Source organism: Aquirufa esocilacus, assembly GCF_042715595.1.
GTDB classification, from domain to species: Bacteria; Bacteroidota; Bacteroidia; order Cytophagales; family Spirosomataceae; genus Aquirufa; species Aquirufa esocilacus.
Window position 1 is genome coordinate 436,044 of sequence record NZ_JBBKXX010000002.1, and the last position, 19,675, is coordinate 455,718.

19 protein-coding genes are annotated in these 19,675 nt (G+C 43.8%); 5 read left to right on the forward strand and 14 right to left on the reverse strand.

Features of this window, described 5'->3' with window-relative positions; all coding sequences use genetic code 11:
* The 7 genes from gmd to SKC37_RS07540 all read right to left on the reverse strand — a co-directional run bounded on the left by gmd (position 1) and on the right by SKC37_RS07540 (position 8,562).
* Positions 1–1,080: a GDP-mannose 4,6-dehydratase gene (gene gmd / locus SKC37_RS07510; RefSeq protein ID WP_377980882.1), complete on the reverse strand. Its 1,080-nt coding sequence runs from the start codon at positions 1,078–1,080 to the stop codon at positions 1–3.
* 49 nt (positions 1,081–1,129) lie between these two features.
* Complete coding sequence (locus SKC37_RS07515) at positions 1,130–2,902, reverse strand: AMP-dependent synthetase/ligase (RefSeq protein WP_377980883.1); 1,773 nt, start codon at positions 2,900–2,902, stop codon at positions 1,130–1,132.
* A 477-nt stretch (positions 2,903–3,379) separates the two neighbouring features.
* Entirely contained in the window at positions 3,380–5,011 is a 1,632-nt protein-coding gene (locus SKC37_RS07520) for an Ig-like domain-containing domain (RefSeq protein WP_377980884.1), read from the reverse strand.
* Positions 5,004–5,888 (reverse strand): class I SAM-dependent methyltransferase, encoded by an 885-nt coding sequence (locus SKC37_RS07525; protein ID WP_377980885.1) that lies wholly within the window; start codon positions 5,886–5,888, stop codon positions 5,004–5,006. The genes SKC37_RS07520 and SKC37_RS07525 overlap by 8 nt, the downstream gene beginning before the upstream one ends.
* Positions 5,888–7,747 carry a tRNA uridine-5-carboxymethylaminomethyl(34) synthesis enzyme MnmG gene (gene mnmG, locus SKC37_RS07530; RefSeq protein ID WP_377980886.1) on the reverse strand — a complete coding sequence of 620 codons (1,860 nt, stop codon included), beginning with the start codon at positions 7,745–7,747 and terminating at the stop codon, positions 5,888–5,890. The genes SKC37_RS07525 and mnmG overlap by 1 nt, the downstream gene beginning before the upstream one ends.
* Before the next feature lie 27 nt (positions 7,748–7,774).
* Positions 7,775–8,185 (reverse strand): rRNA maturation RNase YbeY, encoded by a 411-nt coding sequence (ybeY, locus tag SKC37_RS07535; RefSeq protein ID WP_269001288.1) that lies wholly within the window; start codon positions 8,183–8,185, stop codon positions 7,775–7,777.
* A gap of 23 nt (positions 8,186–8,208) precedes the next feature.
* Positions 8,209–8,562: a YraN family protein gene (locus SKC37_RS07540; protein ID WP_377980887.1), complete on the reverse strand. Its 354-nt coding sequence runs from the start codon at positions 8,560–8,562 to the stop codon at positions 8,209–8,211.
* A gap of 68 nt (positions 8,563–8,630) precedes the next feature.
* Here SKC37_RS07540 and lipB point away from each other — a divergent pair, with 68 nt between their 5' ends.
* The gene (gene lipB, locus SKC37_RS07545) at positions 8,631–9,365 is read left to right on the forward strand and encodes a lipoyl(octanoyl) transferase LipB (protein WP_377980888.1); all 735 of its coding nucleotides are present in this window, start codon (positions 8,631–8,633) and stop codon (positions 9,363–9,365) included.
* 30 nt (positions 9,366–9,395) lie between these two features.
* Positions 9,396–10,121, forward strand: a complete 726-nt coding sequence (locus SKC37_RS07550; protein ID WP_269001290.1) for a 3'-5' exonuclease — start codon at positions 9,396–9,398, stop codon at positions 10,119–10,121.
* Here the strand turns inward: SKC37_RS07550 and SKC37_RS07555 are convergent.
* Genes SKC37_RS07555 through SKC37_RS07565 form a run of 3 tightly spaced genes read right to left on the reverse strand, consistent with a single transcriptional unit; the run spans position 10,116 to position 13,034 of the window.
* The gene (locus tag SKC37_RS07555; protein WP_377980889.1) at positions 10,116–10,751 is read right to left on the reverse strand and encodes a PglD-related sugar-binding protein; all 636 of its coding nucleotides are present in this window, start codon (positions 10,749–10,751) and stop codon (positions 10,116–10,118) included. The genes SKC37_RS07550 and SKC37_RS07555 overlap by 6 nt on opposite strands.
* The gene (locus tag SKC37_RS07560) at positions 10,752–11,933 is read right to left on the reverse strand and encodes a M14 family zinc carboxypeptidase (RefSeq protein WP_377980890.1); all 1,182 of its coding nucleotides are present in this window, start codon (positions 11,931–11,933) and stop codon (positions 10,752–10,754) included.
* A gap of 9 nt (positions 11,934–11,942) precedes the next feature.
* A complete protein-coding gene (locus tag SKC37_RS07565; RefSeq protein WP_377980891.1) occupies positions 11,943–13,034 on the reverse strand; it encodes a chloride channel protein in 1,092 nt (363 codons plus the stop codon).
* A 64-nt stretch (positions 13,035–13,098) separates the two neighbouring features.
* Between SKC37_RS07565 and SKC37_RS07570 the strand changes: the two genes are divergently transcribed.
* The 3 genes from SKC37_RS07570 to SKC37_RS07580 are packed head-to-tail and all read left to right on the forward strand — an operon-like array spanning position 13,099 to position 16,766.
* Positions 13,099–14,523: a DEAD/DEAH box helicase gene (locus SKC37_RS07570; protein WP_465252688.1), complete on the forward strand. Its 1,425-nt coding sequence runs from the start codon at positions 13,099–13,101 to the stop codon at positions 14,521–14,523.
* 10 nt (positions 14,524–14,533) lie between these two features.
* Positions 14,534–15,247, forward strand: coding sequence for a tetratricopeptide repeat protein (locus SKC37_RS07575; RefSeq protein ID WP_377980893.1), 714 nt, complete (start codon positions 14,534–14,536; stop codon positions 15,245–15,247).
* A gap of 7 nt (positions 15,248–15,254) precedes the next feature.
* Positions 15,255–16,766: a GH3 auxin-responsive promoter family protein gene (locus SKC37_RS07580; protein WP_377980894.1), complete on the forward strand. Its 1,512-nt coding sequence runs from the start codon at positions 15,255–15,257 to the stop codon at positions 16,764–16,766.
* Positions 16,767–17,034: 268 nt separating this feature from the next.
* Here SKC37_RS07580 and SKC37_RS07585 read toward each other — a convergent pair whose 3' ends face one another.
* The 4 genes from SKC37_RS07585 to SKC37_RS07600 all read right to left on the reverse strand — a co-directional run bounded on the left by SKC37_RS07585 (position 17,035) and on the right by SKC37_RS07600 (position 19,586).
* Positions 17,035–17,325 (reverse strand): hypothetical protein, encoded by a 291-nt coding sequence (locus SKC37_RS07585; protein WP_377980895.1) that lies wholly within the window; start codon positions 17,323–17,325, stop codon positions 17,035–17,037.
* A gap of 195 nt (positions 17,326–17,520) precedes the next feature.
* Positions 17,521–17,811 carry a hypothetical protein gene (locus SKC37_RS07590; protein WP_377980896.1) on the reverse strand — a complete coding sequence of 97 codons (291 nt, stop codon included), beginning with the start codon at positions 17,809–17,811 and terminating at the stop codon, positions 17,521–17,523.
* Positions 17,811–18,059, reverse strand: a complete 249-nt coding sequence (locus tag SKC37_RS07595; RefSeq protein ID WP_377980897.1) for a DUF4160 domain-containing protein — start codon at positions 18,057–18,059, stop codon at positions 17,811–17,813. The genes SKC37_RS07590 and SKC37_RS07595 overlap by 1 nt, the downstream gene beginning before the upstream one ends.
* Positions 18,060–18,218: 159 nt before the next feature.
* A complete protein-coding gene (locus tag SKC37_RS07600; RefSeq protein WP_377980898.1) occupies positions 18,219–19,586 on the reverse strand; it encodes a TlpA family protein disulfide reductase in 1,368 nt (455 codons plus the stop codon).
* Positions 19,587–19,675 lie beyond the last annotated feature (89 nt).

Sequence of the window (19,675 nt, forward strand, 5' to 3'; positions counted from 1 at the left end):
TTATTTGTTTGAGAAAAGTTTTACGTCTGCCTGAACCATGTCTTTCACTAGCGCGGCTAAATCATATTTTAGGGTCCAGCCTAGTTTTTCTTTGGCTTTCGTCGGATCACCGATCAACAATTCCACCTCCGTAGGACGGAAATAACGTGGGTCTATCGCAATCACTTCTTGTCCCACCGGCACTTGATACGCCGGGTTCGAACAAGAAACAACGGTTCCTTTTTCATTCACACCCTCGCCAGTAAAGGCGACTTCGATGCCTACTTCCGCAAAAGAAAGGCGGATAAATTCGCGCACGGTGGTCGTAATTCCTGTCGCGATGACGTAATCTTCTGGAGTATCTTGTTGCAAAATCAACCACATCGCCTCAATATAATCTTTCGCGTGGCCCCAGTCGCGTTTCGCATCTAGGTTGCCTAAGTGAATCTTTTTCTCTTTACCCAAAGCGATTTGGGCAACCCCTCTCGTGATTTTACGCGTCACAAAGGTCTCGCCGCGAAGCGGAGATTCATGATTAAATAAAATACCGTTTACCGCAAACATCCCATATGCTTCCCGGTAATTCACCGTAATCCAGTAGCCATATAATTTAGCGACAGCGTAAGGAGAACGAGGGTAGAAGGGAGTTGTTTCAGATTGCGGAACTTCCTGTACAAGGCCGTAAAGTTCCGAAGTGGAAGCTTGGTACACTTTGGTCTTTTTAACCAAACCTAGCAAGCGTATGGCCTCTAAAATACGCAAGGTGCCGATACCGTCTACCTGTGCTGTATACTCTGGTTCGTCGAAAGAAACTTTCACGTGGGACATGGCCCCCAGATTGTAAATTTCGTCCGGCTGCACTTCTTGAATAATGCGAATGATATTCGTAGAATCACTTAAATCTCCGTAATGCAAGATAAAAGAGGCCGAATCCACGTGCGGATCTTGGTACAAATGATCAATGCGATCGGTATTAATCAACGAGCTTCTACGCTTGATACCGTGCACGATATAGCCCTTATTTAAAAGAAATTCCGCTAAATAAGCGCCATCTTGTCCTGTTACACCCGTAATAAGGGCTACCTTTTTTCCTGTCGACATACGATTCATTAAGAAACCAAAATTACTTAAAAAAAGGGCCTAACGCAATTTATTCATATAAAGCCAAAACAGCTTTCTCGTGTTTTGCGTAAATCGCCTTGCGCTTTAATTTCAAAGTAGGAGTGATTTCTCCATCCGCCACCGTAAACAAACGCGGCAACAGAACGAATTTTTTCACTTGTTCGTATTTTGCCACAGATGCCATCGTTTCCTGAACTTCCTGCTCGATTTTAGCAAACACTTTCGGATTTTTGATCAATGCTTCTGGACCCTTTATCCCTAATTCTTGTTGATCTGCCCATACTTGCAAGGCATTAAATTCCGGGATGACAAGCGCTGATGGGAATTTTTGGCCTTCACCTACCACCATACATTGCTCAATGAAAGCAGATTCTTTCAACTTATTTTCCACTAATTGTGGCGCCACGTATTTTCCACCAGAGGTTTTAAAGATCTCTTTCTTACGATCTGTAATCTTCAAATACTTTCCATCCACCATCATACCGATGTCACCCGTATGGAACCAACCCTCCGGATCAATCGCCTCTGCGGTCGCCTCAGGATTCTTGTAATAACCCACCATCACAGAATCCCCTTTTACACAAATCTCCCCGTCTTCTGCAATTTTTAATTCAATACAATCCACTAAAGATCCTACACAACCTACTTTAAAGTCCACCGGTTTCACTCGAGATACGGAAATGACTGGCGATGTTTCTGTTAAGCCATAGCCTTCTGAAACAGGAATACCGGCTGCCCAAAAGACACGTGATAAACGAGGCTGCAAAGCCGCAGAACCTGATGCGATCAAACGCACATTCCCACCTAAGGCTTCTCTCCATTTACTGAAGATGACTTTTCGATAGAACGCTAATTTTAATGAATCAAGGAACCCCAATTTTTCCATCGGGTCATATTGTAAGCCAAATTCCAATGCCCCAAAGAACAGTTTTCGCTTAATTCCAGTTAACTCATTTCCTTTGGCCAAAATCTTATCATACACCTTCTCTAACAAACGAGGAACCGAAGCAAACATCGCTGGCTTCACCTCCCGAATATTATCTGCAATAGTCTCCATGCTCTCTGCATAATAAACAGAAACGCCATAATATAGGTACATATAAATGTCTGTACGTTCATAAATGTGGCAAAGTGGCAAGAAACTCAGCGCACGATCTGATGGTAATAAATCAAAGAAATTTCCGCGCACTAGGGACTTCACATTACTCACAATATTGTGATGGGTAAGCATAACCCCTTTGGGGCGACCTGTCGTTCCTGAAGTATAAATCAATGTCAATAAATCACTAGGCTGAACCGCATCCATCAAAGGTTGTAAAACAGCGGCGTCTTTACCCTCTCCCATTTCCTTTACAGCGGTCCACATTTCTACGTCTGCCACTGGATCAAAGGAATAGATACCTTTAATTTTCTTGTTTCCTTTAGAAGCTTCCTTTGCTTTTAAATACAATTCTTCATTTTCACAGAAAATATATTTCACCTCAGCATCTCTGAAAATATAATCGTAATCTTCAATCGTAATCGTAGGATACATGGGAACAGTTACACCGCCAATGATTTGGACTGCGAAATCAACAAAATTCCACGCCGGACGATTTCCAGAAATGATAGCAATTTTATCACCTGGCTTAACTTTAAGGGCTAAGAGTCCTAAGGCCAAGGTTTGAATTGTTTCTAGCGTATCAGCAGTTGAATAATTCTTCCATTCCCCATCCCTCTTTAAATTAAAGAGATCAGCTTTTTGAAAGTTTTGATAGGCGATTAGTAAATCGAAGACACGGGTGAATTGTTGATGAACCATTAGTATGATGGGTTTAGAGCTGGCAATTTAGCCAAATTGTATTAAATATAGTTCTTTTTGCACCTAATTTACTTATCCACAAGTTATCCACAAGCAAACAAGTGATTTAATCTTTTTTTATCTCGTATAAATATTTTTTATACCGTAAATATCAAAAAAGCATCAAATCTACTTTTTCAACCTAAAAACTTATCCACATATATAAATTAAAAAAAGAAAAGAATTTTTAAATCTCTTTTTTGTTTCTTCTTGTTGTTCTCTGTGGATAAGTGGATAAGTCGAATTTGTGTTTGTAAGTGCTTGATATCAGCGAGTTTTATAAATTCAAAAGGCAATACACCTGTGTGGATAAGTAGCTAACAACTTGTGGATAAGTCTTAGGTTATCCACAACCCACTGGGTGGATGAAAACTTATACACATTTATCCACGGTTTATGTGGACAGAATGTGGATAAAAAAGGCACTTATCCACACTACTAAGGGGTGTTTATCCACAAGTCAGTTAATTGGAAATTAGCCTTTAGTTTTATCTTCGATTCGAAGTAATAGATGGGCTCAGCTTTCGATTTTGTCCTATAATTACCGATATCCCATTGTCCATTCTTGTTCGTATCCACTATCGCTCGTAAAGTATAAATGCCCGGTTCCACGTTTTGGAAAGAACAAGTTCCGTTTGATTTTTGCTCGTAAGCCTTTTCTAGTTTTTCACCTTTTAACAATTGGTAAATATACTGTCCGGGTTTGCGAATACCGCCCTCAATGCTACCCGTTTCTTCTGGATCCACCCGCTTAATGAGTTGCTTGTATTCATTGGTTGAATCTGCTTCTGGGCCCACGAATGCGATTTTATCTAAGGCCAAAGTAAAGGAGGGGGCCTTAGGTAGAAATGCGCTTTTAATGGTCAAAACTGTTTGGAATTTATTCCAGCTAAAGGCCTCATCTGGGAATGTTAAATCATCTTCATTCTCCGTTAAAATGTGAACTTTTTTTGAAACCCATTGTAACACCGGTTTTGGAAAAATAATCAATACAGAGTCCGTGGGTACAATCTGAGCACCTAACTTAGGAAAAATATCGAAACTCAAAGGAGCATAGGTAGACTTTTCTTTCTTAGCTAATTCCCGGAACTTTCCTTTTAGTTTGAACTTGTATTTTCTGCCTATAGAATCTTCCAAGGCTGCCTCTATTCTTAATGTATCAGCCTTATTTAAGGCACCTACATAAATACGGAGGTTTCGGTCATTTTCTACTTGATAGAGTGGCTTTTCGCTCGAAGAAAAGCCTAAATCTGCGGCTTTAATTCCTCTATTAAATTCATAGAGGATTGTTTTTGCTGTAGACGTCGTTTTACTTAATTTGAGGGAATCCTGATTTTGAAGTGCTATTGTAAAGTCGCGTGTCTCGTTTTTGCGTAAGTCAATAAACGCTTCAGTGATGAAGTCTACAGACTCTTTGGCAGAGTTATAAAGTAGGTTATTGTTTACGTCCTCAAACGCGGCCATATAGTATTTGCCGGGTGCTAAGTTTTCCAAAGCATAGGTGCCAGACGTATCTGTTCGAACGAAATAATACGGTTTAGCCTTGGCGATAGATAAACTATCTGTATAAGGATATAGCCCTACGGTGATATTATCCGCCTTTTTATTAGTCTGTAATAGTTTCACACGTCCATCAATCCTCAATGAATCGATGGTGTTAGCTGTACTGAAAACGAGTTTGATATTTTTTCCTTTGTTTCGTTCAGCTACATCTTCAATGGCGTTTCTAAAATTGAATGTATAGGTCGTGTTGTCTTTTAGAGCGCTATCTAAAACTAGGGTTAATCCGGTAGGCCGAATGCGCGTTTCATAATTCCCGATGGACGGCGTGATCAATAATTCTTGATTCAGGCTTTTTACCGCGACGTATTCATTAAAATTTAATTCAATTTTTTTACCCTTAAAATTCTTGCTTTTGTTTATCGGAATGGATGTAACAACCACCGGCGCCAAGGTATCTTTTTTGCCTCCTGGAGGGGAGGCCATTTGAGCACAACTTTGTAGAAAGACCAAGCTAGCGCCTAGACCTAAAAACACAAATAAAAGACTGAATTTCAGGTAATTACGCATGTTCAAATAGGTATAAATTACTAGAATAATTCGGCCTTCCTAGCATGGCCCTTAGGTTCGAAATTAAACCAATAAAGAACGAGTGAATTAAGCGCTTGTTCCCTGATTTGTATTCGTTGCTTAGCAAAGAAATATAAAAGCTATCAAAGATTAATCCTCTACTCTTTTTTAATTTAAATCCGTATTTCGCCGCTAATGCCGAAATGGTTTCCGGCGTAAAGTGGTAAATGTGTCGTGGAACATCGTAAGCCGCCCAATATTCTTTGAAGTAGTTCGCGTCAAAGCTTGCGGGGTTAGGCAGGGCTAATAATAATTTACCATCCGTTTCCAGGCGGTTTTTGAAAAATTGAAAGTAGTCGTCAAGTTCATAGACATGCTCTAGAACGTGCCAAAGCGTGATGACTTGAAACTTTTTTTCTGTAGCGATTTCTCGTAAAGCGGGTGCAATGTCTATTCCTGTTAATTTTGTTGCTCTAGCGGCCGTTTCTGGGTCTAATTCCACGCCGTTTATGTTCCAGCCTCTTTCCTTTGCTGCAGCTAGGAAGTGTCCGTTTCCACAGCCGATATCTAGCAGTTCCTTATTTCCTTTTTTCTCAGGCTCTATCCAGCTTGTCTTAGATTTCAATGTAATCTTACGCACCGCATGGTATAGCTTATTTACAATCCCCTCATTTGTATCGCTATGGGATATGTAAGCGGTGGCATGGTAGTAGGGCCCAGCTTCGTTTGCAGCAGGGCGGGGATTGGTATAAATTAAACGACAGGAATCACAGGTTACGATGTGGAACATTTCGTTCGTTACCGTATAATCCTTTGCCTTGAATTTCAAGGTAGAATCCGGTGATCCGCAAACGGGGCAGTTTTGTATGTTTTCCATTAGCGTCCCATAAATAAAAGTAAGATTGAAACGTCAGAGGCAGAAACTCCGGAAATGCGACTAGCTTGTCCGATGGTCTGTGGCAAAATGGATTTCAATTTAATGCGTGATTCTGTCGATAGCGTTTTGATCTTATCGTAGTCAAAATTCGCGGGAATGGACAGGTCTTCCATCGATCGCATTTTGTCTACCATCAAACGCTCTTTCTCAATATAGCTTTCGTACTTCACTAAGATCTCCACTTGTTCGCGCACTTCTTGTGAGTAGTTTCTAACGATCGGTTCCACACTTGGGTGTGTTGCGATGCGGTCGAAAGACAAATCGGAACGGCGCAATAAATTCACGATTGGCGCCCCCTCTTTCAAGGTAGCACTTCCCTCCTGCTCTAGCCAGTCGTTTACTTCCGTTGGTTTTACTTTCGTGTTTTTTATCTCTTCGGTTAAAGCAGCTACATGTGCTTTCTTCTCCTGAAATTTATTCCAGCGTTGCTCGGTCGCCAAACCTAATTGGTAACCTTTGGCGGTTAAGCGTTCGTCCGCGTTGTCTTGTCTAAGCAGTGTTCTAAATTCAGCACGCGACGTGAACATCCGGTAAGGTTCGTCAGTTCCTTTATTAATTAAATCATCGATTAATACTCCGATATAAGCGTCCGAACGAGACAAGGTAAAGGGATCTAATTCGTGCGTTTTTAAGTGGGCATTGATACCTGCCATTAAGCCTTGACAGGCTGCTTCTTCGTAACCTGTGGTGCCGTTGATTTGGCCGGCAAAGAATAAACCTTTCACGCGCTTCGTCTCTAACGTAGGAGTTAATTGGGTAGGCGGGAAATAATCGTATTCGATCGCATAACCCGGACGGAACATCTTTGCTTTTTCAAATCCTGGGATTAAACGAATCGCTTCGAATTGTATGTCTTCCGGCAAAGAAGTTGAAAATCCATTCACGTATATTTCTACCGTGCTCCAGCCCTCTGGTTCGACAAATATTTGGTGTGAATCTTTATCTGCAAAACGGTTGATCTTATCTTCTACAGATGGACAGTAGCGCGGGCCTAAACCTTTAATTCTACCTGCGAACATGGGCGAACGGTCGAAACCTTTTCGCAAGACTTCGTGTACTTTCGTGTTTGTATGGGTGATCCAGCAAGAGCGTTGCGCCGTCAGCGGAGTTTCGGTTAAGTAAGAAAACGAACTTGGGTTTTCATCGCCCTTTTGTTCCTCCATAGCTGCGAAGTCGAGGCTTCTTCCGTCCACACGCGGTGGAGTACCGGTCTTCATTCTTCCTGATTCGAAACCTAAGTTTACGAGTTGTTCCGTTAGTCCGATCGCCATGGGCTCAGCCATTCTTCCTCCGCCAAAATTCTTCTCCCCTATATGGATCAAACCATTTAAAAATGTCCCGTTAGTTAAAACGACGGCGCGTGCTGTGAAGGTCATTCCCATGCGGGTGATAACTCCTTTCACTTCGCCTTTTTCTACGATTAATTGTTGAACAGAATCTTGCCAAAAATCAACATTCAAATTCCCTTCTAATGCATTTCTCCACTCCTCTGCAAAACGCATCCGATCGGACTGGCAACGGGGTGACCACATCGCCGGACCTTTGGAACGATTCAACATTCTAAATTGAATCATCGTCTTGTCTGAAATGATTCCAGACATTCCTCCTAAGGCATCAATTTCTCTAACGATTTGACCTTTTGCCACGCCACCCATCGCTGGGTTGCAAGACATCTGGGCAATCGTCTGCATATTCATCGTGACTAACAAAACACGTGAGCCCATCTGCGCCGCCGAATAAGCTGCTTCGCATCCGGCGTGTCCCGCTCCCACCACAATTACATCGTATGAATTTAGCATAGCTATGAATGTTTCACGTGAAACATTTTAGTATTGTTTAATGTAAAAATCTTCTTTCTCGGTCATTAAGGCCTTGTCCTCTTTCTTCTTGTCTTTATAACCTAGCAAGTGTAACAAACCGTGCACCATGACGCGTTCTAATTCTGTTTCAGAAGTACCTAGTTTTTCGCCATTTTCCTTTACTCGATCGATTGAAATAAAGATGTCACCCTCTATCTTTTTCGGGTCTTCTGAATTATCAAATGTCACGATATCTGTTAAGGTGTCGTGATTCAAATACTCCTGATTAATTTGTAACAGATAATCATCTGAGCAAAAGACATAGCTTAATTCCAGGATCTTTTTCCCTTCTTGTTTCGCCACCTCGTTTAACCAGGCTTTGTGTTTTAACTTTTCTTGTAAGGAGAATGTTATGTCTTCTGTGCAAAATTGAATCATGTGCGCGCTATTAAAGCGCGAATTTACGAAAAAGCATCCTCGAAATGCTCTATTTTGAAGGCTTGTGGATAAAAATTCACCGAAATGCTGTCAAATCGGACTTCTTGGCACCATTTATGCTGGTATTGGTAGGCACAAGCAGCCCTGCTGATTAGCCTTATTTTGTTTTGGGTGATTTTCTGTTCCGGATGTCCGTGGGTATTTCTTCTTAGGGATTTGACTTCTATGAAGATTAAGAGATCGCCTTTTTTTGCGACGATGTCGATCTCCGCTCTCTTGTAGCGGTAGTTTCTTGCTTCGATGGTATAGGCGTTTTTTAATAGATAGTCAACGCTAATTTGCTCGCCTAATTTTCCTTGTGTTATATGTTTTGCCATTATTGTATCTTTGTTTTCCTAAAGGTAGCCCGGGGATTAGTTTGGTGCTATCAGCCTCTTGATAAAGAATGAAGCAGAATAAAGAAGTCCAATTTGTTGATTTAAAACTGATAGAATACAAGCAAGCTTGGGATCTCCAGGAGACTTTGTTAAATCGCATAGCGACAGTGAAATTAGATAACAGAGGTCTGGAGGAAGACCCAAAGGTCATCACCAATAATTATCTCTTATTCTGTCAACACCCACACGTTTATACCCTCGGTAAAAGTGGCGACGAATCTCATCTATTGTTACAAGAATCATTTCTTTCTACGATAGGCGCAACTTATTTTAAGACCAATCGCGGTGGTGACATTACCTACCACGGCCCCGGCCAATTAGTGGGCTACCCAATTCTGGATTTAGAGAATTTCTACACAGACATTCACCTATATCTGCGCATGCTAGAAGAAGCAATTATTAAAACCTGTGAGGGTTTTGGATTAGTGGCTGGACGGATTGAGGGTTTGACAGGAGTGTGGATTAATCCTGCAGAAGAGAGTGCTCGTAAGATTTGCGCGATGGGTGTGAAGGCATCTCGTTGGATTAGTATGCACGGGTTTGCGTTGAATGTAAATACGGATTTGAGCTATTTCTCTCATATTGTGCCTTGTGGTATTGTGACCCGTGGGGTTACTTCGTTGCAGCAGGAATTAGGTAAGGAAATGGATTTTGAAGCCGTTTCGGCTATTGTCAAAGGGCATTTGAATGATCTATTTAAAATGGAATTAGTGAATGTTTCACGTGAAACATTGAAAGCATAAGATTTACGCGTTCCACGTGGAACATGAAATATGGATACCTTAAAGAACTTCAAGAATACCCTTTTCATTGATATCGAAACTTCATCTGGAGTATCCGATTTTGCCCTACTTTCGAATAAGATGAAAGAATTTTGGCTAAGAAAGGCGAAGAATTTGATAAATCCCGCTAATATCAGCCTAGAAGAGATGTATTTCGAAAAGGCGCCATTGTATGCGGAATTTGGCAAGATTATCGTGGTGGGAATGGGCTTTTTGTTCGTTAACAAACAGGGCGAGATGGCCTTAAAAGTGAAGACGATTGCCCACGCAGACGAAAAAACGCTTCTCACCGAGTTCATCGCGTTCGTAAATAAGACCTATAAGTCGAGAGAATTAACGCTGGTGGCGCACAATGGCAAGGAATTTGACTTCCCGTATCTGTGCAGACGCATGTTAATTAATGGCTTGGAGATTCCGAAGTCGTTGCAATTGCAAGGCAAAAAACCATGGGAAATTATTCACCAGGATACGATGGAGATGTGGAAGTTTGGCGATAGAAGATCCTATACATCGCTAGAATTGTTAGCGGAATTGATGGGGATTTCGGGGGCCAAAGCTGATCTTTCTGGCGATCAGGTGAACCGTGTTTTCTACAAGGAAAATGGATTAGCTAGGATCAATGAGTATTGCCTAGAAGATGTCATCGTAGTGGCGCAACTCTATCTACGTTTTCACTTTTTAGATCTAGTTGCGCCAGAAAATATTGTTAAATTATAGGGCTTTGGCCGGGTTGCCGAACACTCTTTTCGAAGCAGCCACATTTTCAATCACTACACTCCCCGCTCCTACTGTTGCGCCCTTTCCTACCTTCACACTTCCCACAATAGTTGAGTGAATTCCTACGTAAGCATTGTTCTCAATGATCGCTTCTTTGCCTATCACTGAGCCCGCTCCGATGGAAGCAAAATCAGCAATTTGTGCACCGGTTTCCACGATAGTGCCTGAGCCAATGATGACGTGATCCCCCAGTTTTGTTTCAGGCAAAATCTGTGCTCCACTTCCGATGAATACGCCGTACGCAAGGCTTTTTACATCTGCGATATTGGCGGTAGGATGTATGGCGTTTACGGGTTTTACTTCGCGCTCTTCTAAGATCAATTCGATCATTTTCTTGCGTTCGGTTGGGTTTTCTAGGGCCACAAATACACCACAGTTTTTACCAATTAATTTGAAATAAGACTCATCATCTGCTGTTCCCAAAACCGGAATTTCGCCAATGCTGGTATCCTTTTTCTTAGGATCATCGTCTAAGAATCCGTAGATAACGACGTCGTTCTTTTGAAAGATGTGGGCTACTTCTAGGCCAAAAGGATTTACGCCAATGATAATTACAGGTAATGAAGTCATTTAGAATTGTATTTTATGCGTGTAATCTGATAGTTTAAAGCTGGGTTTTCCGTCTTTTAATAAGACCAATTCGGTGTAATTTTCACCTAAAGAAATGCTTGAATCAGGAGACAAATGTAAGTCTTTCCCGTCGATTTCTGTTAATCCATAGAATGGTGACATATCTCCGATGTTTTCGACTACCCATGAATAATGGATATTTCCGTCGGTCATCGGGGTTTCTACCAGGTTAAATAAGACGTCTGCGCGAACGGTTGCGCTTAGCGGCGCATCGGTGATTTTGATGTCCACAATCGCTCGCTCGTTTGTAGGTAAGGCTTCGTATTCAGCAATAGATTCAGCCGCGTAGCTTCCGTCTGCAATGGCGCAGAAAGCATCAAGTAAAAGACAAGCGTTTAATTTGCGTAACGAATGTTTTTCTAGGTCCCATCCTGCCCCGCCAGATTCTAATAATACCAAACCGTATCCACGAGAAGAGAATGTATCACCAAAAGCGCGGGACTCAAATTCGTCCGTCCATTTCGCTATTTTACCCGGGATGATGGGCTGTATTTGGCGCAGCATTCGCTGGCAGATTTGGCCAGCGCGCAAGCGAGATGGAGTCCAAGTTCCTGCGTCGTCACCTGTGGTGGCTAGGAAGGCGATATGTGTTTGTTCTGGGCTATTGCCTACCGAATACAAGCGGTTTTGATCGTGTAAATTGAAGGCAAATGCGGGTTTAATTTCGTCCGCCCAAGCAGATAGAAGGCGTGCTTCTACGGACTTTTGCTTCGTCGCATCGCGGTTCATATCGATACCTAATGCCGTTTCACGCTGCCATCTTTCGGCGCCGTCTGCATTCAGGCGGGGAATGATGCGCAAGGTGATTTTCTGATGCAATTTTTGCTTAAACTCGTCATTCGGTTGGCCTGATGTGGCTAATAAACGAAAAATATCGGCCAAAGCCAGAGTGGCTGTCGCCTCATCCCCGTGCATTTGGGACCAGGCGATCACTTGGATAGGTCCCTCACCCCATTTTACCTCGTGAATAGGTCTACCCTCTTCGGTTTTACCCAGTTCGCGGACAGCAAAATGGGTAGACCATTCGGTGATTAATTCTTGCCAAAGAGCCGCCGAAAAGCGGCGTTTCGTTAGGCGATTTTCGCGGAAGGAGTCGTAGTGTTCGAAGGCTTTATTAAACATCAGTGACATTTAGTAGATGGGTTTAGGCAGATAGTCTGCCCAGGTTTGATTAGAGAAAATTCCTTTTTTACCTGAGCCGAATAAGACAATCAGGGTAATGATGAAATAAATGAACCAGGCTGATGGACCGAAAAGTTCCATGCCTAAGAAGGTGGCGGCAAGCGGAGTTTTGGCAAGACCACCATACAAAGTGACGAAACCTATGGCCGCCGATAATCCTATAGGTAATGCAAACCAAGAGGCAAAACCAGACGCCGCATGTGACCCGATCAAAAACAAGGGTGTCGCTTCTCCCCCTTTAAACCCGAGACCTAAACTCAAGTTTGTCGCGAGTAATTTCCAAAGGGCGAAGTCCGGAGTGGCGTTTTCGAAAGGGCGTAATAAAAATTCCGAACCAAGTCCGATCGTTTCGTGAAACACCGGGACGTTGAACACGCCGAACAAAATTAAGCCCGCGAGAATCCCTTTTAGGTAACCTTGTACGGGTGATTTGTCGAACGCAGAAATTATAATCGATTCTGAGCGCTTATAGAGAAAGGCAATAAGGGCTAAAAATAGGCCCAGGAGCGCTAATTTCGCATAAAATGTACCTGAAAAATCCGGTAAAAAAATGGCCGGGTAAGAAAGATGTTTTGTACCGTACACGTGGAGACTGACATAATTCGCGAAAAAGGCAGAAAAAAGACAGGCTGGGATGTGACGAAAATTAATTTTGCCTACCTCTCCTACTTCGAGTGCAAAAAAGGCTCCGGCGAGGGGCGTCCCAAAAACGGAGGCGAAGCCAGCGGCCATGCCTGCCTTAGAGAATAGGTCAACGTCCGAAAATTTTTCTCCCACCACTTTACCCATCGTGACTGCCGTTCCCTCGCGACCAACAGACGCTCCTGCCAAATGGCTGAGCCAGGTGGCGGGGATGATGAGGTAGGCTGGGACTTTGAAGCTTTGGAAAATTAAACCTACCAGAGGTAAGGCATATAAGTAGGATCCGTTGTGTTGAATCCAGTCGAGGCCGGCTAAAAATAGCGAGGATAGGCTCCCTGTGGCGAAGGAGAGTGCGACCAATAGGCCTAGATTCGTCAGAAATGCCTTAATTTGAGCCAAAACAATCGTATTTTTGTTTCAAAGGTAAGAATTATATTTTCCCTACCTTTGCAAATCTACTACAATGCCGAATCCAATGGATGAATTTTTAAGTTTGGGATTAAATCCACAGCTACAACGCGCGTGTACCGCGGTGGGTTATACGAAACCAACTCCGATCCAGGAGAAGGCCATTCCGTTATTATTGCAAGGCCACGATTTGCTCGGAATTGCACAAACGGGGACCGGAAAGACGGCTGCCTATGCGTTGCCTATCTTGATGCGCTGCAAATATGCGCAGGGAAAGAACCCGCGGGCCTTGATTTTAGCACCTACCCGCGAGCTGGTGATGCAGATTCACACCGTGATGATCGGTTTAGCGCAGTTTACGGACTTGCGTATTTTAGCCTTATACGGTGGATTAGGGCCAAAACCTCAGATCCAAGCCCTCGAGGAAGGCATCGACATCCTCGTTTCTACGCCAGGTCGATTCCTCGAATTGTACCGCAAGGATGTGATCGTGGTGAAGGAATTGAAATTCTTGATTTTAGACGAAGCAGATAAGATGATGGATATGGGCTTTATGCCGCAGATTCGTCAGATTTTGGAGAAAATACCGTATAAAAAACGAATGAACGGATTGTTTTCCGCGACTTTCCCAGAGAAGGTGGAGAACTTGTCCCATGAATTTTTGGAGTTTCCGATGAAGATCGAAATCACCCCGCAGGCTACGCCAGCGAGTCAGGTGACGCAATCGGTCTACGAGGCGCCAAACTTGTTAACTAAATTACACGCCCTGGCTTACTTTATGCAAAACCCTGATTTTCATCGGGTTATGGTATTCTGTCGCTCGAAAGATGCGGCAAATGAAGTGGAGAAGTGGTTGTTGAAATCCTTACCCAAAGACCAGGTTCGCGTGATTCACTCGAACAAGGGCCAGAACACGCGTATCAATGCGATGGCCCAATTCCGCGAGGGAAATGTGCGCGTTTTAGTGACTACGGATGTGGCGGCACGCGGGATCGATATCCCGAAAGTTTCTCACGTGATCAACTTCGATGTGCCCTTGATTTACGAGGATTATGTCCACCGAATCGGCCGTACGGGTCGTGCAGAGGAGATAGGGGAGTCGATTACCTTTATTACGCTGGCAGAAAGCTACCACTGGACGAAAATTGAGGAAATCATTCAGCAGAAGATCGAAATCGAACAGCTGCCAGAAGGAATTAAGATCGAAGAAACGCCGTTTTTAGAGCAACAAGATATGTTACGCGCGGTCGATGACCAGCGCAAACGTGAGGATCCGGACTTTAAGGGTGCGTTCCACGATAAAAAATGGGTGATTAAGGCCAAAGCGGCAGGCAAGAAAGTGCCTCAGAAAAAGGCCGTTACGAAAGCTGGACCAAAAGGCGGCGCCGTTCAAGGCCCTAAGCCTGTCGTCCGCAATAATCGCCCGGGGAAGAATGCAAAATTCCGTCCTGGCGCAGCGTCCAATAAAAAGAAACGTTAGTTTTGTGTATATGAAAAGAGTTCTGTTATTGTGTTTGATTTCGTTCTTGGGGTATTCTCAGACGAAAAAAGAGGTGGCGGTTGCGGCGCCGCAGGCGCCGGCTACTCCGGTTCGCGCAGCAAAATATGAAGTTTTGTATGGTTCAAAAGCACTTTCGAAGGCCGATCAAAAGGAGTTAAATGAGTTTGTGGCGAGTTGCGATGCCTCTTTTGGCTCGAGAGCTGAAGCAGTTGCTTTTTTCGCGGAACGCGCTTGGGAATATGTGGCTACCGCCCGATTAGACACCGCCACACAGCGATTTAATTTAATCAGTGCCTTGGACCCGAATAGCGTGGATGCGTTTTGGGGTTTGGGTGTTATATCCTATCAAAGAGGGGACAATGATTTAGCTATTCGCCTGTTAAACAAGGGATTAGAGTTAGATTCTACGCAGTCAATGATGCGCGTGGATTATGCAATCGTGAAGTTAGATTGCTACCAGAAGGGAATCGATTGCGGAACATTGGACGAAGTTGAAACAGAATTAAAGCATGCCTTAGCGCAGGATCCGAAGAATGCGAATGCTTGGATGAAGCGTTGCCAGGTGGCGTATTATAAAGAGAATTATGAGTTAGCATGGACTTATTTCCACGAAGCTCGAATGGCTGATATTTTGCAATTGGACTTGAATTTTGGGTCGCAGTTAGCGGCCAAAATGCCTGATCCGAAGGGCATATTTAAATAGTGTAGCGATGGGTATTCGTTCCTTTTTTGCCAAACCTCTAGCGGCCCGTGTCGTTAAAAAGTACCGCTTGAGCCAGGAGCAGGCTTTTGAGCGCCAAGACTTTTGGTTGAAGCAAATGGTGGCGAAGGCGGAGAAAACCCTTTTTGGACGCGGTCACTCGTTCTCCAAAATCAAGAACTACCTCGACTACCGCTCTAATGTACCCATCTTCGAATACGAAGACATTAAGCCCTATATTGACGAAGTGGTGGCGGGCAAGGAAGATATTCTTTGGCCAGGAAAACCAGCCTATTTTGCCAAAACCTCCGGCACCACCTCCGGCGTCAAATACATTCCCATCTCCTCGGATTCGATGCCATTTCACATTACTGCTGCGCGGGATGCCTTGTTGCATTACGTGTATTACAGCGGGAATTCCTCGTTTTTAGACCGGAAATTGATTTTTCTAAGCGGTTCTCCGGAGATGACCGAGACGAATGGTGTTCCCACGGGCCGCCTTTCTGGGATCGTAAACCACCATGTGCCGGGTTATTTGCGTGGAAATCAGATGCCATCTTATCAGACGAATTGCATCGAAGACTGGGAGCAAAAGCTCGAGGCCATTGTGCAAGAAACGATTTCGAAGCGGATGGGATTGATTTCCGGGATTCCGCCTTGGGTTCAGATGTATTTCGATCGTTTAGAAGAGCTATCTGGCCAAAAAATAGGCGACCTCTTCCCCGATTTCCAGGTCTTCGTGACCGGCGGTGTGAACTTCGAACCTTACCGCGAGAAACTAATGGCTTCGATAGGCCGAGAAATTGACGTGGTGGAGACATATCCCGCTTCGGAGGGGTTCATTGCCTTTGACGACTCTTCGGGCGAACCAGGGCTTTTATTGAACGTGGACGGCGGGATTTTCTTTGAGTTTGTTCCTACGGATACCTATTTCGGCGCTAACCCCGTCCGTTTAAGCCTCACAGAGGTTTCATTGGACGTTAATTACGCGCTATTGTTAACGACGAATGCCGGCCTTTGGTCCTATTCCATCGGTGATACCGTTAAGTTCGTTTCCTTGAATCCGTACCGCATTGTGGTGACGGGTCGGATTAAGCACTTTATTTCGGCCTTTGGCGAACACGTCATCGCTGAAGAAGTCGAGAAAGCATTAGCTGCCGCGCTCTCTGCTTGTCCAGAAGCACGTGTGGTTGAATTCACTGTCGCACCACAGGTTTCCCCTGCGAGCGGTTTGCCTTATCATGAATGGCTTATGGAATTTTCGTCGCCGCCATCGTCTTTATCTGCTTTTCAGGAGGCTTTAGATGCGTCCATGTGCGCGCAAAATATCTATTACCGCGACCTGATCACCGGGTCCATCTTGCGCCCTTTAGTGCTTACCTCGCTTCCCGCAGGTGCTTTTATCTCGTATATGAAGTCCCAGGGTAAATTAGGGGGCCAAAACAAAGTTCCCCGCCTCTCGAATGATCGGGGGCTGGCAACGGCGCTTCGCGCCTTAGTCAAAGAGTCGCCTACGGCTTAGTCGCGGCGGAGCCGCTTAGTCGGCGCTTTGCGCCTTAGTCACGACGAGGCCGTTTAGTCGCCTACGGCTTAGTCGCGGCGGAGCCGCTTAGTCACGACGTTGTCGTTAAGTCATCGCTTCGCGATTTAGTCAAATATGTCGATTAGGTCGCCTGAGGGCAATAATGTGTGAAATAAACGTTGAGGTACGCAGAGGGCTTTTCAGGTATTGACACTTTCTGTCAATAAGTTTCCCGTTTTTTGGTATAAAATAAGCCTGATAAATCAGGCTATACTAAAACTGTACCTATTTCATAAGCAAACTCAGGAGAGATGTCGTAATCCCAATGCTTTCCTGAATCGTCCTTGGGCGATAAAATGATTTTCTCCCATTTTAGTTCTCCCATTTCACCAATGAGCGCTTTTTCAAAGATTGAATGGTCTTTTAATTGATCAATCCCATTTAAATTTTGGTGATTTAAAAGCAGCGGAAGCACTTCAATTCGCTTTAGTTCTCCCGTATTAAAAAGGCAATCAACATAATAGGGAGCAATTTCGATGATTTTATCTATGCGTATCATTATTGAATGTGTTTAGTGGTCATAAAAAAAGCCTGAAGATACAGGCATTTTCAATTCGAATATTAATTAGGCGCTTAGCCTACAATTACATCTTTTTTCATTTTGTGTTTGTTTAAAACTGGGATAAAGGTAGGAGGAAAAATGGATTAAGGATGATTGTGAATGATTTATTTTACGGTTAAATAATTGCCGGATTTAAACCAAAATGTTGCCTATTTCATAAGCATACTCAGGAGAGATATCGTAATCCCAACGCTTTCCTGAATCATCCTTGGGCGATAAAATGATTTTCTCCCATTTTAGTTCTCCCATTTCACCAATGAGCGCTTTTTCAAAGATTGAATGGTCTTTTAATCGATCAATTCCATCTAAATCCTGGTGATTTAAAAGCAGGGGAAGTACTTCAATTCGCTTTAGTTCTCCCGTATTAAAAAGGCAGTCAACATAATAGGGAGCAATTTCGATGATTTTATCTATGCGTATCATTATTGAAGTGGTTTAATACTGTGAAAACTCTTGCTATCCCACATCGTGATTAATTCAAATGTATGAATTTCTGCCCATGCTTGTACTAGCTTGAGTTTATTCTTTGGCAAATTTCCAGTTAGAATGGAGCCATCTAGAATTTTGATATTGGCCTCGAATTCTGCAAATTTTACTTTGAAGTGCGGAGGTAGATGATCGTTGAAGAACATGTAAATCGTTAGGCCGTAGAATCGGCAAATTTCGGGCATATTATTAGTGGTTAATTTTGCAAACCTCTAACAATTTTCAGCCTAAACCTATCAGGTTATTGATAATCGAATGGAGGGAATTGACAGCAATTGTCAATACCTGAAAAGTCCTCTGAGTGCCTCGAGGATAATATCACACAATAGTGCTATTAAAGACAACTAGGGCATATTAGGTCGCGCAGACTGTAACCCGGCAAAGTATTTTCGGAGGGTGGTGGGGCTGATTTTTTTAGCCACGATTTCGCCTTTGCGGTTTAAGAGATAAAAGGTGGGGTTTGAGAAGGCGTCGTAGGTACTGCGTAAGGGGGAATTAGCGGGTAAGTCTACGTGGAGGACGTTTGTGTTTACGCGATACTTCGTGATGAAATCGAGCCAAACCGCGCGGGATACGCCGGGTTCGTTGCAGACCGCGAAGCGACCTATTTTTAGGTTCATGATGCGGGAGATGACGGAGGTGGTGGAGTCGATTTCGGGGACCTCTTTTTGGCAATGATCACAGGTGGGTGCGTAGAACATTAGGAGGGTGTAATCGTTCTCTGATGCGAATTTATGCAGGTCCTGGGTGGCGCCGGCGGTGTCTTTTAGCACGATGTTTGCGGCGACTGCGTTTGATTTTAAGGCGCTCAATTTATCGGCTTCTTCCTTAAAGGCTTTTTTCTGAGCGGCGGTAAACGCGCCGCACGCATTCCCAACCCCGTATTTGGTTAAAAACCAGGCATAGCCCTCTGTGTTGCCCACGATGTTTCGGTTCTTCATCACGGTGGAGAAATAGTCGAAAACGAAGGGATAGGATTTGGCGCCGCAGTCGATTTTGGACATGGCTTTTTCTACACCCACACGGATGGAATCAGCTTGCAAAGGATAATAGGAGAGGTATTCTACGAGCAAAGAACGGTAAACGGGGGTGAACAATAACTTGCCATCGCTGAACGGAATCTTCGCGAAAAATCGCATGCGTGCCGCGTAATCAGTACGGCTAGGAACGGATTCGTCTAGCGTATTGAGCGATTTGAAATAGAGCGCAACCACACTAGATGGAGGAAGCGTAGCAAGAGCTTTCTTGCGGAAGGCGACTAAGGCAGCCGTTTTGGACTGGAAAAAGGCAGCTTTCTCCGCGAATTTGAACTTGCGACCGCGGGCAATTTCTACCTGGTACAGGGAGTCGATGATGGCAAAGGATTTTTCGAGTCTTTGGTAGTTTAAAAAGACTTCGTTTTTCGGATCTGAGGAGTGTGCCGAGGCTACATAGGCCGGGCCGGAAAAGGTCAAAGCGAATTGATCGTTGTTCTCGATATTGAAGTAGATGCGCTCCTTGGAGGGGGCGAATTGTAGGTAATAGATGCCGCCTTTGATGGGAGTTTTCGATGTTAAAAGCGTGCCGCGCACCGTGTCTTTGGCCAAATAATTCTTTTCATCAAACAGGGTTCCGCGGAAATAAACGGGGTCTTTTGTGCGGGAAACAGTGATTTTAAACTGTGCTTGGGTAAAAAGAGGGATGAAAAGTAAAAGGGCAAAGATTCGGTTCATGGGGGCAAATATACAGCATTTTATAAATTACTCCCACAAGAAATCATAATGTTAATTTAATTTGACAAAATACGGTATATTTGTAAATT